Below are 16,961 nucleotides of genomic sequence, written 5' to 3'. Positions count from 1 at the left end.
TTAGCAGATTTCTGCTCCACTAGGCATTGGCTTCTCTGGTGTCATAAGTGAAAGATTGCCCTCAGCGTCTTCTGCGCAAAGAAGCATACCCTCTGATAATACACCTGCAAGCTTAGCAGGCTTAAGGTTTACAAGAACCATTACCTTTTTACCAACCATTTCCTCAGGAGAGTAGTGCTTGCTGATTCCGGAAACAATCTGCTTTGTCTGTGAACCAATTTTAACCTGTGAGCAGAGGAGCTTCTTAGAGCCCTTAACTGCTTCGCAAGAAACAATCTTACCAACCTGGAACTGTAACTTCATGAAATCGTCGAATGTGATTTCAGGCTTTGCCTCGATATCGATGCCTTCTTCATCCTCAGAGTTTTCCTCAGGCTGTGCTGGATGAAGCTCAGCTACTTTAGCCATAACCTCATCAAGGTCAAGACGAGCGAAGAGAATCTCTGGAGTCTCTGTTACCTTGTTTCCACTTACATAGTGGCCGAATGTAGAAAGCTCGTCGTAAGGGATTTCCTTTGCACCAATCTGAGCAAGAACCTTCTCAGATGTCTCAGGCATAAATGCCTTGAGGAGAGTAGCACCGATTGAAATTCCCTCAACTAAGTTGTAGAGAACAGTAGCAAGTCTATCCTGCTTTGCCTCGTCCTTTGCAAGTGCCCAAGGCATTGTCTCATCGATATATTTGTTACATCTCTTGAAGAGATTGAAAACTTCTGTGATAGCATCAGCTACGCGAAGCTCAGCCATTTTGTCCTCAACAGCTTTAACTGTGCCTGTAACTACAGCCTTAAGATCTGCATCAACATCCTCAGCTACTCCCTTGTTTTCAACAACACCACCAAAGTACTTGTTGCTCATAGAGATTGTACGATTAACAAGGTTTCCAAGTGTGTTTGCAAGGTCTGAGTTTACACGCTCAACCATAAGTGGCCATGAGATAGCACCATCGTTTTCAAATGGCATCTCGTGAAGAACGAAATATCTTACAGCATCTACACCGAAGAAATCAACTAACTCATCAGCATAGATAACATTTCCTTTTGACTTTGACATCTTGTCATCGCCACCGTCAGCAGCCTTTGTAAGAAGCCATGGGTGACCAAATACCTGCTTTGGAAGTGGAAGATCAAGTGCCATCAAGAAGATTGGCCAATAAATTGTATGGAAACGGATGATATCCTTTCCGATGAGGTGAAGGTCTGCAGGCCAGAATGCTTTAAACTGCTCTGTAGAATCACCATCACAATCATAACCAATACCAGTAATGTAGTTTGTAAGGGCATCAAGCCATACGTATACAACATGCTTTGGATCAAAATCTACTGGGATACCCCAACTAAATGATGTACGTGAAACGCAAAGATCCTGAAGTCCTGGAAGTAAGAAGTTGTTCATCATTTCGTTCTTACGTGATACAGGCTGAATAAATTCAGGATGTGTATTAATGTACTCAATAAGTCTATCAGCATATTTGCTCATTTTGAAGAAATATGCTTCTTCCTTTGCAGGCTGAACCTCTCGACCACAGTCTGGGCACTTGCCATCTACAAGCTGTGACTCTGTCCAGAAAGACTCACATGGTGTACAGTAAAGTCCCTCGTATGAGCTCTTATAAATATCGCCCTTGTCATAGAGCTTCTTGAAAATCTTTTTAACCTGCTTCTCATGATCCTCATCTGTTGTACGGATGAATTTGTCATAAGATGTGTTCATTAAATCCCAGATAGACTTAACCTGACCAGAAATGTCATCGACGAATTCCTTTGGTGTAATACCTGCTTCAGCAGCCTTTAACTCAATTTTCTGACCATGCTCATCTGTACCAGTCTGGAAGAAAACATTATATCCTTCCTGACGACGGAAACGTGCTATTGAATCTGCAAGTACGATTTCGTATGTATTTCCGATATGTGGCTTACCAGATGTATAAGCTATCGCTGTAGTAATGTAATAATTGCCTTTACTTCCCATTTCTATAAACTCCTACTCTTCAAAAATATCTTCTATTTTTTCCCCGCATGCACTGCAGTATCTAGAACCATTTTTAACTAATGCACCACAACGTGGACATGCCACGCCACCTTTAAGTGCCATAATATCGTTGTTGATTTCTTCTATTCTAAGGCGAACAGCAGTAATCTCTTTTATTTGCTCGCTATCATCATTTTTGTGCTCTTCGTAGTACTTTTTACCGAGCTTTTCGTAGAGCTTTATAAGCTCATTTTCTTTAACTTTTTTGTCATACTGAAGCTTTGTCATATCTCCAGCATTATGGGCCATTTTGCCAAGGTCCCTAGTTGTATTTGCGATGCTATCTGAAATATCATCAAATATTCCCATACCATTACCTCCCTTCAGGCATAAAAAAACCTTTAAACCTTTTGATTTTATCACAAGTACGTGTTTTATGCTATACCGCCATCACGGATGATAATATAGATTAAATACGCAACGTAAAGGACTAACATCAGTATTCCATCTGGTCTATTGAGTTTTTTCTTTTTAGCACAGAGAATCCAAACTATAACCGACATTACGATTAAAATTGATGCATCAATCGCATTTACTGCAAGGAATGTTATAGGTGAGATAGCAGATGCTGCTCCAAGTATCAGTAATATATTAAAAATATTAGAACCAACAACATTTCCTATAGCCATATCAAGCTCATTTTTTCTAGCTGCCACAATTGATGTTACTAGCTCTGGAAGAGATGTTCCAAGGGCTACTATTGTAAGTCCAACAAGTGTCTCTGACATTCCAAATTTAAGTGCGAGAGTAGTACATGATTCTACAACCCAGTCACCACCAAATTTAATTGCAACAGCTCCACCAACTATGTATATAATGCAAAGCCAAGTTGGTAAATCAACAGTTTTTTCTTCAACATCTTCCTCAGCTAGCATAGCTGCTTCCTTACGAGATTTCTTTGCTGCATTAAGCATTGAATAAAGGAACACAACAAATGCAATTATCAAAATCACACCATCTATATGACCAAGTGTCTTGCCTGTAAATCCTAAAACCACTAACGCAAGTGCACAAATAATTGAGAAAGGAAAGTCCTTTTTAATTGTGTCGTCTGCAACATCTAATGCAGAGAAGAGTGCGCAGCTACCAAGAACGACCATTAAATTAAAAATGTTTGATCCTACTACATTTCCTATAGCAAGCTGATTACTACCAGCAATTGATGCTGTAACAGAAACAGAAAGCTCTGGAAGAGATGTTCCCATTGCAACGATTGTCATACCAATAACAAGTGATGGTACCTTAAGCTTTTTTGCAATGGCAGATGCTCCTTCTACAAAAAAATCTGCTCCTTTAATCAAAAATACAAAACCTACAACCAAAAGTAATATAGCTCCTGGTATAGTTGAAAAAAATTCAATCATTATGTCCTCCTTAAAAACCTATTACAATCCCCATTGTATGTTCTAAAACTATTTTAACTCCAAGGAAAATCAAAATAATGCCGCCCAATAATTGAGCCTTGGCCTTAAATTTATCACCGAAAATATTACCGATGTAAACTGCAACCATAGATAACACAAATGTTGTTAATCCTATGATTCCAATTGCTCGTAAAATATTGAAATCATCATAGAACGAGAATGTTACTCCACAGGCTAATGCATCAATACTAGTTGCAATGGCTAAAAGAGTAAGCTCCTTAAAATCAAGGGGTGGATCCATTTCATCAACAGTATCTTTTTCTTTCCACTCTTTAATGGCGTCGATGACCATTTTTCCACCTACATATCCTAACAATATAAATGCAATCCAATGATCGTAAGCTACAATCATTTTAGCAAATGTTGTTCCAAGTGCCCATCCAATCAAAGGCATTAATGCCTGAAATCCGCCAAAAAATAGTGCTATTACTAGCATCTGTTTTTTATTTACCTTTCTCATGGCAAGACCTTTGCATATAGCTACCGCAAATGCGTCCATAGACAGTCCTACTCCTAAGAGAAAAATGTCAAATATACTCATATCATGACTCCTTTTACTATTTGTGATACTAGATATTTAACCTACCACGTCAATCTTCTTATCAAATTTCTTGTATAGGAAGTTAACAATAAAGTAGCTAATAATGCCGCCGCATACACCAATTGCTATACCAGCAAGTACGTCTGTAGGCCAGTGAACAAAGACGTATAATCTACTTAGGGCAATTGCTGCCGCCAGTATTATTGCAGGAATTCCAAGCTTTTTATTTCTCATGAAAATTGATGTTGCAACTGCAAAGCTTGCGTTTGAATGACCTGACGGAAAAGAATAATCTTTTGGAATTTTAACAAGCAATTCAATTTCTGATTCAATCCAGCATGGTCTTGCTCTCATAATTGATGGTTTTAGTATTACATTACAAACTAACGCTGTAAGAATCAAGGCTACTGCTGCTTGGCATCCAATTTTTCTCTTAGATGGAATAATGAGCAGTAGGAGAGTAACAGCTATCCAAAACCAACCAGCATCTCCTAAAAATGTGATTTTTGGAACTATAAAGTCTAGTAGCGAATTATGAATACTCTGAAACCATTTTAATAAATCATACTCCCAGTCAAAGAAAAAAACATATGAACTTTCTATAATACTTTCCATTTTAACCCTCACTTTTTAGGATCATCTTTATCAGTGAATCCTAATCTTTAGAATAAACTCCATCCATTGTAACATTTCCGCCCATAAGACCCACTACTCCATCAGTACATATATGTAATTGATTATCATATATGTAGAATACTGCATATCCATCATATCCATTTGTTAATTCGGCACAATCTACATCCTTAATATTATTGCATATCGCTAAATTTTCATTTACAAAATACGCATTGCCACTTGCATCGCCTATATTAGGAGCATCTTCTGTATTTGAAATCCCACCATGATGATAGTAAAATGTACCATCAAACTTAAATCCTTTACTCGTCTGATTTGTTATTTTAATATCTCCTGAATGCGTACCTTCTTGCTCAATGCTATGCCACTCACCCATAAAGTTGTCTGCATTCTCAACAATCGATATTTCATTATATAGCGATTCTAAATCACTTGCATTGATATTTTCTTTAATACTTTCACTTGATGGATTGCATATGTCTACTTGAGTTGGTCTCACATCAGCTATATATTCATTTTGGCTTTCATCAGTATCGTTGGTATTCTCTCTGATATATATTACACTTAAACCTATAATGAAACATAAAAGAATTATTATATTTTTCTTCATTTTTAAAATGTTTCCTCCTAGAAGATAAACATAAGCGCACGAATAAAGATTATTCATGCGCCCTTTAATCGTTTTTGATTATCTACTTGAATCAACTATAGATAATTAATTCTAAATTATTCATCATTTTAGTAGTTCTATATTAATAGTAATAGGTGTGTACAATCAATATGTTTTCACTAATGATTTCTTTCATAATCCCCATCAAAGAATAATTCTATTTCATCTAATACTCTATTATTCCATCCATTATGAAAACGTTCCCACTTTGACGATGACGTTCCCTCTTTATAATCGTCCATTATTACTTTTTCCCATTCATCTCTATCCTTACTATTTTTGGAAAGTAAAGTCTCTAAAGCATGATTTTCTGATCCTAAAGTCTCTCGATTATAAACAGAAATTACCAAAGCATCAAACTCATTTTGTGATGCTTTATATCCTGTTCTTTCTAATAGATTCTTTACAATTCCAACATAATGATTCTGATTATCATCATATATTTTATAACAAGTATTTATATCAACATATGAGTCTACTGCTGTGACATCAATACCGTATTTTTCTTTATATTCTGCTATTTTAGCATTATCATCTTTCTTTACTGTATTTCCAATGCCAATTGTATAGCAACCATCACCAGCATCTATAATCTGAATTGAAACTGGATTACCATTATCATCATATTTTGTGTGATCACTTGCTTCATAGTTTGCTAATAGTTTAAACCCTTCTTCACTAAGCGTCCCTTTATTTATATGTTCTGCCGCTTCTGCAGAAATTTCCGCTACTTTTTTTATTGCCTCAGCCACAGTAGTCATATCTGCTACGCCAGTCTCATTTGTTCTTCCTTTTTGAAAACTTCTAACTGCCGCTTCAGTATTCTTTCCGTATGAGCCATCTATAGAACCTTTGAAATAGCCCAGCTTTTTTAGATTTCTTTGCAATGCAGATACACTACTTCCATAATGTCCTCTAGCTATTGAACCCTGTTTTTTATGATTTGCGGATGTATTTATCGCGCTTTTTGTGTACTCACCAACTTGTCCATCAGGAGTTAGCTCCATCGCTTTTTGAAAGCTTATTACAGCTGATTTTGTCGAATCACCAAAATTTCCCTTTGCGTCACTGATTTCATATCCGATAGACTTCAACGTATTCTGTAAGTTCTCTACTTCAGAACCCGTACTACCAATTTTAAGAACACTGCCTGATGCTTTCTTTTTATTGACAGTTGCTGTTATTTCATTTCTTGTTGAACTACCTACCAGTCCATCCACTGTTAACTTATGATTCTTTTGAAATGATTTAACAGCAGCCTCTGTTCCTGCACCAAACACTCCATCTGCTGCACTACTAAGATATCCTAGTGTTTTCAAATCGTTTTGAAGCGAAGCAATATCGTTGCTAATTTGCCCTTTTGATAAAACTCTATTATTTTTATAGTTTAATGCCTTTGCTATAGCCTCTTGCGTACTAGGACCTGCTTGACCATCAGCAGTTAATCCATATGTCTTTTGAAATTTGATTACTGCATCCTGCGTCCCACTACCAAACTGACCATCAGCTGTGCCTGCTTTATATCCTAACGAGTTTAAGCTATTCTGCAGATTTTTTACTTTATCTCCTTCACTTCCTAGTTTAAGAATCTTATTTTCTCTTTCTTTTTTTTCTCTCACAGCTACAACAATCTTTGTTCTAGTTTCACTTCCTACCAAACCATCTTGGGTTAGACCATGATTTTTCTGAAAGGCTTTTACTGCTGATTCTGTTCCAGCCCCAAAAGCCCCATCAGCTGAGCTAGATAAATACCCTAAAGTCTTTAAATCACTCTGTAAATTTTTTACATCGTTACTTACTTGCCCTTTTGACAGTACACCATGTATTTTTTTATAAACTGCGTTAGATATAGCATCTTGTGTTGCCTTACCTGCTACTCCATCTGCACTTAAACCATATGTCTTCTGAAATGAAATAACTGCATTCTTTGTACCATTTCCAAAAGCTCCATCTGGAGTTCCCGCATTATATCCTAAAGTATTTAAATTTCTCTGTAATTCTGTAACTTTTGTTCCCTTGCTTCCTACTTTGAGAATTCCAATGTTAGCTTCTTTCTTCTCTTTTAGAGCCTTTGTGATTGCATTTTGTGTACCCGTTCCTACAATACCATCAGCTGTAAGTCCCTTTGCCTTCTGAAAGGCCATAACTGCCTTCTTTGTTCCATCTCCAAATATACCATCAGGTGTCCCTACTTTATAACCTAAAGTATTTAGATTTTGTTGAAGCTTTTTAACATCCTCACCCTTACTTCCTACCTTTAGAATTCTTGCAACTGCTTTACTTTCCATAAGCATAGCTGAGGATTTAGCAGTTCTTTCTCTGAAATAATTTTCACTCAATTCCAAAGTGACTGCCTGTCCAAAATCGACACTTGAACTTTCCATTTCATCCACTTGATTTCTTTCAAGTACTGCTATAGATTGTATAGTCTCACGACTATTTGTTTGGTTACTATTTCCAGTAGGTAACCAAGTTTCTGTTTTTAACATTATTCTGTCCTCCGTGACATAAAATACTTCGTCGACTCCTTGTCGACTAATATGTTATACCACACAGTCGTTCAATTATGCTATAACAAACTAAATTTTATTTTTGTGGCTATATAAAAAAGAAAGGAACAAATAATAAATATTTGAGTCCTTTCTTTTTTATTTATACTTCAATTTTGCAAAATGATTTTTTACCCTTTTTAAGTAAAAACTCCTCTTCAAAATTTGATTTTTCATAAACTGTAAATGGGTCTGAAACCTTTTCTCCATTAACAGAAACACCGCCTTGCTGAACATTACGACGAGCCTCTGCACGGCTAGCTGAAAGACCAGCTGATACTAAGATTTGAAGGATGTCTACTTTTCCATCTCTGAAATCAGCATCAGTAAGTGTATGTGTTGGAACATTCTCAGAATTAGCTCCACCAGCGAAAAGTGCCTTAGAAGCTTCTCTAGCTTTGTCAGCCTCCTCTGTACCGTGAACCATCTGTGTAAGCTCGTAAGCTAAGATATCCTTTGCCTCGTTGAGCTGTGCACCTTCCCAAGTGTCCATCTTTTCTATTTCTTCGATTGGAAGGAATGTAAGCATACGGATGCACTTAAGAACATCAGCGTCACCAACATTTCTCCAGTACTGGTAAAACTCAAATGGTGAAGTCTTGTTAGGATCAAGCCATACAGCGTTTCCTGCTGTCTTACCCATTTTCTTGCCCTGTGAATCAGTGAGAAGAGTAATAGTCATAGCATGTGCATCCTTGCCAAGTTTACGTCTGATAAGCTCAGTACCGCCAAGCATGTTTGACCACTGGTCATCACCACCAAACTCAAGGTTACAATTGTATTTCTGGAACATGTAATAGAAGTCATAAGACTGCATAATCATGTAGTTGAACTCAAGGAAAGAAAGTCCCTTTTCCATACGCTGCTTGTAACACTCTGCACGAAGCATATTGTTAACTGAGAAGCATGCACCTACCTCTCTAAGAAGCTCTACGTAGTTGAGGTTGAGTAACCAATCAGCATTGTTTACCATGAGAGCCTTGTCATCAGAGAAATCGATGAATCTCTCCATCTGGCGCTTGAAGCACTCAGCATTGTGATCGATATCCTCTCTAGTAAGCATCTTTCTCATGTCAGTACGACCTGATGGGTCACCAATCATAGTTGTACCACCGCCGATAAGAGCGATTGGCTTATTTCCAGCCATCTGAAGTCTCTTCATAAGAGTAAGAGCCATAAAGTGACCGGCTGTAAGGCTGTCTGCTGTACAATCAAAGCCGATATAGAAAGTTGCCTTGCCCTCATTAATTAATTTTTTGATTTCTTCCTCATTTGTTGTCTGAGCAATGAGGCCACGTGCTACTAACTCGTCATAAATCGTCATTGCATTTCCTCCTTACTTTATTTCAATAGTTAGTATATTTCATTATAAACAAAAATCCCTCGCCCCCATTACTAGGGTCGAGGGATTTGAAAGAGGTGCCAACCAGATTTGAACTGGTGATAGAGGTGTTGCAGACCTTTGCCTTACCACTTGGCTATGGCACCAAAAGAAAATAATTTATCCGCAAAGCGGTAAATTGCCTTCCCGCATTTGCTGAGATAGCCTAACAAATAAATCAAGCACGGAGAAGGAGGGATTTGAACCCTCGCGCCGGTTGCCCGACCTACACCCTTAGCAGGGGCGCCTCTTCGGCCTCTTGAGTACTTCTCCAAAGTTGTAGGTAATTCCTTTATTTGTTTGACGCAAGTGTTATTCTACTAGAGTAATGCACCATTGTCAACAATAAATTGGGGAAATCTTTATGATTTCCCCAAAAAATTTTCAAGTCAAATAATTTAGCAAATACAAGGCTACGGGAAGGAACAGCTATTGTATATTCCTTCGGAAATAGAGCTGTTCCGTGAATCAATCAAAATAAGCATAACTGCTTATTTTAATTGATTTGTGCGTGATAGAAGTACTTCATTCCCTCAACAGTACCATATACGCCCTTTACATAATCCTTTACCATGTATGGATCATTGTAGTAGTAAATAGGAACGATACACCATGTGTCCATAAGGTAATCCTCTGCCTCATGCATGAGTTCAGCACGCTTAGCAAGATCAGACTCTGTTCTGATTTCGTCTACGAGATTGTCATAGTATTCCCAATCAAGATCCTTGCTAGAGTCCTTACCAAACTGTGGATTGTTATTACCTGAATTTGTTGTGTACATTTCAAGCATGTTGATAGGATCATTGTAATCCATTACCCAACCTTCACGAGCAACATCATAGTTTCCAGATTTACGTGTCTCCTGGAATACGTTCCACTCTTCCTGCTCAATGTTCATGTTGATACCAACTACTGCAAGGTCAGCCTGCATACATTCAGCAATCTTTACGTGGCTCTCAATGTTGTTTGTAAGGTATGTGAATGAAATATCCTGTGTTAAAGCATCTGAAGCTGTGTCATAAAGTCCAATAGACTCAAGAAGCTGCTTAGCTTCCTCTACGTTTGCCTCATAATCCTCAGATGAAGCTGAGAAATAGCTCTTATCCTTGAATTCTCCGCCGTTACCATCAGAGCAACCTGCAGGGATGAATGAATCAGCTGGTACCTGATTATTCTGAGCAACTGTCTCAATGATATATTCACGATCAATTAAAAGAGCGATAGCATGACGGAATACCTTTGCCTGCTCCTCATCAAGACCAAGGTTTTCGAACATATCTGAGTTGTAGTTAAAGCTCATGTAGTATGTTCCAAGCTGGTCAAGAACATGGTATTCACTACTTGTCTGTGCTGCTGCCATTTCAGCTACTGGAATATCATCGATGAAATCAAGGTCACCTGTCTGATATGCTGTATAAGCAACTGTGTTTTCAGCTGTAAGCATTACGTTAAGCTTTGTAACTGATACTGAATCAGCATCCCAGTAGTAATCATTCTTCTCATATGTCATATCTGAATCATGATTCCAAGATGTAAGCTTGTAAGCACCGTTACATACAAAGTTCTCACCTGCATCATTAGCCCATGAACCAATTGGATCATCAGCTGTCTTAGAAGCCTCAACAGCTTCTTCATTTACAGGGAAGAAGAATGGGAATGCACATAAGTCAAGGAAATATGGGCAAACTGACTTAAGATGAACTGTAAGTGTCTTTCCATCCTCTGAAGCTACTACATCCTCATCACCAAGACCTTCTTCATATGTGAAGCTTGGGAATATTTCTGCAAGGTAGCTGTAATCTGCTGCTGTTTCAGGAGCAGCTGCACGCTTCCATGAGTAAACAAAGTCTGTTGCGTCTAAATCTTCCCCATTAGACCACTTCAAACCATCACGCATAGTGAAAGTATATGTAAGACCATCCTCTGATACTTCATAACTTTCAGCACAAGCTGGCTCAAGCATTCCGTCTGCGTTGTAACGCATTAAACCTTCGAATGAATTTACTGCAAGACATCCGCCATCAACTGCTGAGTTAAGAGCTGGATCAATGTGAGCTGGCTCTGAAGCTAACCAAATGTTAAGAGTTGTCTTGTCTTCCTTTGTTGTTTGCACTTCTGGTGCTTTGCCAGTAGTAGAGCCATCACCGCTATTATCAAAAGCAGACTTACCACAAGCGATTAGTCCAAGTGCCATAGAAGCAACAAGAACTAAAGAGACTAATTTCTTCTTCATACTATCCCTCCTAATTTTTAATCTCTATTTCAATTCCGTATGGAATGGAAACCATAAAATACCTTCTACTTATTCCAACAAGCTACCATGTGACCATTACCTCTGTCAGTAAATGGTGGCATTTCGCAAGCACATTGCTCTGTAGCATAACGACAACGTGTTCTAAATGGACATCCACTAGGCATCTTAAGAGGACTTGGAACATCACCCTCTAAGATGATTCGCTGACTCTTTCTAGCTGTTTCTGGGTCTGGAATAGGAACAGCAGAGAGCAGTGACTGTGTATATGGATGAATTGGATTATCCATAAGCTCATCTGCATCAGCAATTTCCATCATGTGTCCTAAGTACATAACTGCAATTCTGTCAGAAATGTGCTGTACAACAAGTAAATCGTGAGCGATAAACAGATAAGAAAGACCTCTTTCCTTCTGTAAATCTTCAAACATATTTACAACCTGTGCCTGAATTGAAACATCAAGAGCAGATACAGGCTCATCACAAACGATAAACTTTGGATCTACTGCAAGAGCTCTTGCGATACCGATTCTCTGACGCTGTCCACCAGAGAACTCGTGAGCATAACGTGTTGCATGCTCTGCATTAAGTCCTACAGTCTCCATTAAATCAATAATTTTCTTATGACGCTCAGCCTTAGAAGTGTAAAGCTTGTGAACATCAAGAGGCTCACCGATAATATCTTCAACTGTCATACGTGGGTTAAGAGATGAGTATGGATCCTGGAATACCATCTGCATCTGCTTACGATATGGATGCATGTTTACATCAATTTTCTTTTCGCTATCAAAAAGTACATCACCATCAAATACAATACGACCACTTGTTGGCTGATAAAGTCTAAGAAGTGTACGACCAACTGTAGTCTTACCGCAACCTGATTCACCTACAAGACCAAGTGTCTCACCTGCCTTGATTGAAAAAGAAATATCATCAACAGCCTTTAAAGGAACTGTTCTAAAACCATTCTTAATTGGGAAGTATTGCTTTAAGTGGCTTACTTCTAAAATATTCTCGCTACTCATTTACTACTTCCTCCTGCTTCATATTCTTAATATTCATCCAGCATGATGCCATGTGTGTGTCGCTAATTCTGATTTCCTCTGGCTTTTCCTTAAGACAAATCTTCATTGCCTCATCACAACGAGGACAGAAAGCACAACCATCTGGCATGTTTAAGAGATTGATTGGTGTTCCACCGATAGGAACCAATCGCTCCTTGCTATTTGACTTTGTAGGAATAGAACGAAGGAGTCCCTTTGTATACTCGTGGGCAGGAGCGTAGAAGATATCATCTGCTGTACCACGCTCGCAAACTCTACCACCATACATAACAATAATTTCATCGCACATAGAAGCAATTACACCAAGGTCATGTGTAACCATGATGATTGCCATACCAAGCTTTTTCTGAAGCTCTTGCATAAGTTCAAGAATCTGTGCCTGGATTGTAACGTCAAGAGCAGTAGTTGGCTCATCTGCAATAAGAATATCTGGTTCGCATGCAAGGGCCATAGCAATCATAACACGCTGTCTCATACCACCTGAAAGCTCATGTGGATACTGCTTAAGTCTCTTTTCTGGCTCATTAATACCAACAAGTGAAAGAAGCTCTTTTGCTCTTTCTGTTGCTTCTGATTTTTTCTTGTCAGTGTGAAGAAGAATTGCTTCTTTTAACTGATAACCGATTGAAAATACTGGGTTAAGTGATGTCATTGGATCCTGGAAAATGATTGATACACATTTTCCTCTGAAGCCAGCCATCTGCTTTTGGCTCCAATCAACGATATTTTCACCCTTATATAAAACTTCGCCGCCGGAAATTCTACCGTTGTCGGCAAGAATCTGCATAATTGAATAAGCAGTAACTGATTTACCAGAACCAGACTCACCTACGATTCCAAGAGTCTTTCCTGGCTCAAGTGCAAAATTTACACCGTTTACTGCACATACCTCTCCACGCTCTGTCTTGAAGGTGGTATGTAAATCTTTTAATTCTAAAATGTATTTATAATCTGCCATTTCTACCACCTCTACTTAGATAACTTAGGATCGAATGCATCACGAAGACCATCGCCTAATAAGTTTAATGCAAGTACAATCAAGCAGATTGCAAATGCTGGGAACAACAATCTTTCAGGATATGTCTGCATACCTGATCTTGCTTCGTTTGCAAGTGAACCAAGTGAAGGCATTGGAGCCGAAACACCAAGTCCAAGGAATGACAAGTAGCTTTCTGTAAAGATTGCTGATGGAATCTGAAGGGCAGTAGTAATAATAATTACTGATAAGCAGTTTGGTAAAATATGTCTTCTGATTGTACGAGCTGTTGATGTACCGATACACTGAGCAGCTAAAACATATTCATTTTGCTTTATTGTAAGAATCTGACCTCTGATAAGACGGGCCATACTTACCCAATACAATAATCCAAATACGATGAATAACGAAATCATATTTGTTCCAAGCTTCTCTAATACAGTACCCTTAATGAAATCACCAAGTGTTTCTCTAAGTACAACTGATAAGAGGATGATAAGTAACATATCTGGAAGAGAATAGATAATATCTACAATTCTCATCATTACAAGGTCAACCTTGCCTCCAAGGTATCCTGAGATTGAACCGTAAAGCATACCAATGATAAGTACAAGGATTGATGCAAAAATACCAACAATAAGTGAAACTCTGGCACCGTATACAACACGGATGAAATAATCTCTACCAAGAGAATCTGTTCCAAAAATGTGTGGGAATACTGATTCACCAGCATCGATTGCTTTTTGCTCTGACATACTATATTCAAATGGATGCAAGTTAGCAGTTCCTTTTACAATGTCATCATATCCGTAAGGTACGATTATTGGAGCAAAAATAATAACTAATACAAGTAAAAAAAGTATAAAAATTGACAACATAGCAAGTGGATTCTTACGAAGACGTCTCATACTGTCTTTGAAGAATGTAGTAGGCTCGCCCATTACATCTTGCTGTTTTTTCTCTTCATCTGTGGCCTTTTCAAAATCCTGCATAGAAAACTTGCTAAGATTAATCTGTGCAGAGAAAGGCGCTTTCTCAAAATTCTCTTTCATGCAAATAACTCCTTTTTCTTAGTCAAGTTTAATTCTAGGATCAACGAATTTGTAAACGATATCTGTAATAAGGTTTGCAATTACCATCATTACAGCAAGGAACAATGTTGTTGCCATAATAAGTGTGTAATCACGGTTTGTGATAGCGCTAACAAATTTTGAACCAAGTCCACCAAGATTGAAAATTGCTTCTACCACCATTGAACCTGTAAGAATACTTGCTATCATTGGTCCTACATAAGTGATAACTGGAATTAATGCATTTCTAAGTCCATGTACGAAAATAACTTTTCTTGAAGAAACACCCTTTGCTTTTGCTGTACGAATGTAGTCCTGACCTAAAGCATCAAGCATTGAAGTCTTTGTAAGTCGAGTAATATATGCCATAGGAGAAAGTGATAAAGCTATTACTGGAAGTAAAGTCATGTTTTCACCAGCTGAAAATGCTGAGAACAATCCAAGCACCATACAAAAATAGTAGAGTAGTAATGTTGCAATTACGAAGGATGGCATGGATGTGACTATGGTGATAAAGAATATAATTACTCTATCAGGCCACTTATTTCTCATAAGCGCAGCTATTGAACCAAGTATAATTCCTAAGAATATAGCTATTGCAGCTGCAATCAAACCAACCTTTGCTGTAATTGGGAAACTCTCTGCAAATATATCACTAATCTCACGGTTATTTTTGAGGGAAACTCCAAAATCACCATGAGCAATATTTTTCATATATGTTATATATTGCTCTCCAAGAGGCTTATCCAAATTATATCTTGCCTCCAATTGCTTAATAACCTGTTCACTTACAGCCTTTTCTTTGTTGAATGGTCCACCTGGGATAGCATTCATAGCAAAGAATGTAATCAAACTAATGATTACTACTGTAACAGCAGCTAGTAAGACTCTCTTTACTACATATTTTACCACGATGTAAATACTCCTTTTCTATTTCTTTCTTTATATAAAATCTTTGTCTAAAGATTTTTATACCCTTTTAAACTCGTTTATTGCAGTTTCATAAAGGTTATTTCCTTCAGAATCTACAACAACAATTACTGGAAAGTCCTCTACATAAAGCTTTCTAATAGCCTCTGCCCCTAAATCGTCATAGCAAATAACCTCTGAAGATTTGATGCATTTAGATAAAAGTGCTCCAGCGCCACCTACTGCTGCGAAGTAAACAGCCTTATTTCTAACTATTGCATCGATAACTTCTTTTGTTCTTTTTCCTTTGCCAATCATGGCTTTGAGTCCAAGATCAAGAAGAGTTGGTGCATACTTATCCATACGGCTAGCCGTAGTAGGACCTGCGGAACCTATTGGTCTGCCTGGACGGGCAGGTGATGGTCCCATGTAATATATTGTTAAATTTTCAATTGGAATTGGTAATTCCTCTCCCTTTTTAAGAGCTTCATTCATTCGGCCATGAGCGGCATCCCTTGCTACGTATATTTCGCCAGTTATGTAGCAATAATCCCCTGCATGAAGCTTAGAAGTAACTTCTGATGTTATTGGTGTTGTAATTTTTTGCTCCATTAAAGTACCCTCGTTGTATGTCTGTTTACATGACAGCAAATATTAATAGCAACTGGTAGTCCTGCGATGTGAGTAGCATAAGTATTAATATTTACTGCTAGAGCAGTAGTAGTACCACCAAGTCCCCCTGGACCAATACCAAGTTTATTTATCTTTTCAAGCATTTCATCTTCTAGGTCCTTTACCCAAGGAATAGAAGGTCTTGCTGAAAATTTTCTAGTAAGTGCTTCTTTTGCCATAAGTGCTGATTTTTCAAAGGTGCCTCCGATGCCAACACCAACAACCATTGGTGGGCAAGCATTTGGACCTGCATCCTTAACTGCTGTAAGAATAGCTTCTTTTACGCCTTCGATACCATCAGCTGGCTTTAGCATAAATATTCGGCTCATATTTTCTGAACCAAATCCCTTTGGGGCGAGAGTGATTTTAAGATTATCACCTGCCACAATGTTGTAATGTATGATAGCTGGTGTATTATCTTTTGTATTGATTCTTTCAATTGGATCACCAACTACTGATTTTCTAAGGTATCCTTCGGTGTAACCCTGACGAACACCTTCGTTAATAGCATCTGTTAATAAACCGTCTTCAATATGAACTTCCTGACCAATTTCCACAAAGAAAACTGCCATTCCAGTATCCTGACAAATAGGGATTTGCTCCTTGTCAGCAATATCTAGGTTTTCTTGAAGTTGATTTAGAATTTTCTTTCCAAGCTCAGATTCTTCTTTACTTGCAGCATCCTTTAATCTCTTAGTCATGTCTTCGGACAAATAATGATTTGCCTCAATGCACATTTCCTTTATTGCGTTAGTAATATCTTGGGTCTTAATATTCTTCATTATAT

15 protein-coding genes and 2 tRNA genes are annotated in these 16,961 nt (G+C 38.0%); all 17 read right to left on the bottom strand.

All coding sequences use genetic code 11. The features are described 5' to 3' along the window. The 17 genes from metG to E7276_RS07625 all read right to left on the bottom strand — a co-directional run bounded on the left by metG (position 1) and on the right by E7276_RS07625 (position 16,956). The gene (gene metG, locus E7276_RS07705) at positions 1 to 1,971 is read right to left on the bottom strand and encodes a methionine--tRNA ligase (protein WP_294215870.1); all 1,971 of its coding nucleotides are present in this window, start codon (positions 1,969 to 1,971) and stop codon (positions 1 to 3) included. A gap of 12 nt (positions 1,972 to 1,983) precedes the next feature. Further along, positions 1,984 to 2,340, bottom strand: a complete 357-nt coding sequence (locus tag E7276_RS07700) for a zinc ribbon domain-containing protein (RefSeq protein ID WP_294215867.1) — start codon at positions 2,338 to 2,340, stop codon at positions 1,984 to 1,986. 65 nt (positions 2,341 to 2,405) lie between these two features. Next, positions 2,406 to 3,395, bottom strand: a complete 990-nt coding sequence (locus E7276_RS07695; RefSeq protein WP_294215864.1) for a calcium/sodium antiporter — start codon at positions 3,393 to 3,395, stop codon at positions 2,406 to 2,408. 10 nt (positions 3,396 to 3,405) lie between these two features. After that, entirely contained in the window at positions 3,406 to 3,996 is a 591-nt protein-coding gene (locus tag E7276_RS07690; protein ID WP_294215861.1) for a manganese efflux pump MntP, read from the bottom strand. A gap of 36 nt (positions 3,997 to 4,032) precedes the next feature. Then, positions 4,033 to 4,611, bottom strand: coding sequence for a phosphatase PAP2 family protein (locus tag E7276_RS07685; RefSeq protein ID WP_294215859.1), 579 nt, complete (start codon positions 4,609 to 4,611; stop codon positions 4,033 to 4,035). A 40-nt stretch (positions 4,612 to 4,651) separates the two neighbouring features. Beyond that, positions 4,652 to 5,242: a hypothetical protein gene (locus E7276_RS07680; RefSeq protein WP_294215858.1), complete on the bottom strand. Its 591-nt coding sequence runs from the start codon at positions 5,240 to 5,242 to the stop codon at positions 4,652 to 4,654. Positions 5,243 to 5,421: 179 nt separating this feature from the next. Next, on the bottom strand, positions 5,422 to 7,791 hold the full coding sequence (locus E7276_RS07675; protein WP_294215857.1) for a peptidoglycan-binding domain-containing protein: 2,370 nt from the start codon (positions 7,789 to 7,791) through the stop codon (positions 5,422 to 5,424). Between the two features lie 163 nt (positions 7,792 to 7,954). Continuing rightward, a complete protein-coding gene (gene tyrS / locus E7276_RS07670; protein ID WP_294215854.1) occupies positions 7,955 to 9,175 on the bottom strand; it encodes a tyrosine--tRNA ligase in 1,221 nt (406 codons plus the stop codon). 93 nt (positions 9,176 to 9,268) lie between these two features. After that, positions 9,269 to 9,339, bottom strand: a tRNA-Cys gene (locus E7276_RS07665). 78 nt (positions 9,340 to 9,417) lie between these two features. After that, a tRNA-Ser gene (locus E7276_RS07660) sits at positions 9,418 to 9,505 on the bottom strand. Positions 9,506 to 9,728: 223 nt separating this feature from the next. Further along, positions 9,729 to 11,465 carry a peptide ABC transporter substrate-binding protein gene (locus E7276_RS07655; protein WP_294215852.1) on the bottom strand — a complete coding sequence of 579 codons (1,737 nt, stop codon included), beginning with the start codon at positions 11,463 to 11,465 and terminating at the stop codon, positions 9,729 to 9,731. 65 nt (positions 11,466 to 11,530) lie between these two features. Then, a complete protein-coding gene (locus E7276_RS07650) occupies positions 11,531 to 12,508 on the bottom strand; it encodes an ABC transporter ATP-binding protein (RefSeq protein WP_294215849.1) in 978 nt (325 codons plus the stop codon). Beyond that, positions 12,501 to 13,505: an ABC transporter ATP-binding protein gene (locus E7276_RS07645; RefSeq protein WP_294215847.1), complete on the bottom strand. Its 1,005-nt coding sequence runs from the start codon at positions 13,503 to 13,505 to the stop codon at positions 12,501 to 12,503. Before E7276_RS07645 ends, E7276_RS07650 begins: the two co-directional genes overlap by 8 nt. Positions 13,506 to 13,516: 11 nt before the next feature. Further along, positions 13,517 to 14,575 (bottom strand): ABC transporter permease, encoded by a 1,059-nt coding sequence (locus tag E7276_RS07640; RefSeq protein ID WP_294215844.1) that lies wholly within the window; start codon positions 14,573 to 14,575, stop codon positions 13,517 to 13,519. Between the two features lie 18 nt (positions 14,576 to 14,593). Then, the gene (locus E7276_RS07635; RefSeq protein ID WP_294215842.1) at positions 14,594 to 15,505 is read right to left on the bottom strand and encodes an ABC transporter permease; all 912 of its coding nucleotides are present in this window, start codon (positions 15,503 to 15,505) and stop codon (positions 14,594 to 14,596) included. A 57-nt stretch (positions 15,506 to 15,562) separates the two neighbouring features. Then, on the bottom strand, positions 15,563 to 16,114 hold the full coding sequence (locus E7276_RS07630) for a Fe-S-containing hydro-lyase (RefSeq protein ID WP_294215839.1): 552 nt from the start codon (positions 16,112 to 16,114) through the stop codon (positions 15,563 to 15,565). After that, positions 16,114 to 16,956, bottom strand: a complete 843-nt coding sequence (locus E7276_RS07625; RefSeq protein WP_294215837.1) for a fumarate hydratase — start codon at positions 16,954 to 16,956, stop codon at positions 16,114 to 16,116. Before E7276_RS07625 ends, E7276_RS07630 begins: the two co-directional genes overlap by 1 nt. Positions 16,957 to 16,961: the final 5 nt, after the last annotated feature.

The sequence above is a fragment of the Pseudobutyrivibrio sp. genome (genome assembly GCF_015057185.1).
Taxonomy (GTDB): domain Bacteria; phylum Bacillota; class Clostridia; order Lachnospirales; family Lachnospiraceae; genus Pseudobutyrivibrio.
The sequence above is the reverse complement of the archived record's forward strand: the minus strand, read 5'-3'. Positions and strand labels throughout refer to the sequence as shown.

Bases quoted from the DNA above. Each gene is read 5' to 3' on its own strand.
- metG (WP_294215870.1), bottom strand. From the start codon at position 1,971: ATGGGAAGTAAAGGCAATTATTACATTACTACAGCGATAGCTTATACA.
- E7276_RS07700 (WP_294215867.1), bottom strand. From the start codon at position 2,340: ATGGGAATATTTGATGATATTTCAGATAGCATCGCAAATACAACTAGG.
- E7276_RS07695 (WP_294215864.1), bottom strand. From the start codon at position 3,395: ATGATTGAATTTTTTTCAACTATACCAGGAGCTATATTACTTTTGGTT.
- E7276_RS07690 (WP_294215861.1), bottom strand. From the start codon at position 3,996: ATGAGTATATTTGACATTTTTCTCTTAGGAGTAGGACTGTCTATGGAC.
- E7276_RS07685 (WP_294215859.1), bottom strand. From the start codon at position 4,611: ATGGAAAGTATTATAGAAAGTTCATATGTTTTTTTCTTTGACTGGGAG.
- E7276_RS07680 (WP_294215858.1), bottom strand. From the start codon at position 5,242: ATGAAGAAAAATATAATAATTCTTTTATGTTTCATTATAGGTTTAAGT.
- E7276_RS07675 (WP_294215857.1), bottom strand. From the start codon at position 7,791: ATGTTAAAAACAGAAACTTGGTTACCTACTGGAAATAGTAACCAAACA.
- tyrS (WP_294215854.1), bottom strand. From the start codon at position 9,175: ATGACGATTTATGACGAGTTAGTAGCACGTGGCCTCATTGCTCAGACA.
- E7276_RS07655 (WP_294215852.1), bottom strand. From the start codon at position 11,465: ATGAAGAAGAAATTAGTCTCTTTAGTTCTTGTTGCTTCTATGGCACTT.
- E7276_RS07650 (WP_294215849.1), bottom strand. From the start codon at position 12,508: ATGAGTAGCGAGAATATTTTAGAAGTAAGCCACTTAAAGCAATACTTC.
- E7276_RS07645 (WP_294215847.1), bottom strand. From the start codon at position 13,505: ATGGCAGATTATAAATACATTTTAGAATTAAAAGATTTACATACCACC.
- E7276_RS07640 (WP_294215844.1), bottom strand. From the start codon at position 14,575: ATGAAAGAGAATTTTGAGAAAGCGCCTTTCTCTGCACAGATTAATCTT.
- E7276_RS07630 (WP_294215839.1), bottom strand. From the start codon at position 16,114: ATGGAGCAAAAAATTACAACACCAATAACATCAGAAGTTACTTCTAAG.
- E7276_RS07625 (WP_294215837.1), bottom strand. From the start codon at position 16,956: ATGAAGAATATTAAGACCCAAGATATTACTAACGCAATAAAGGAAATG.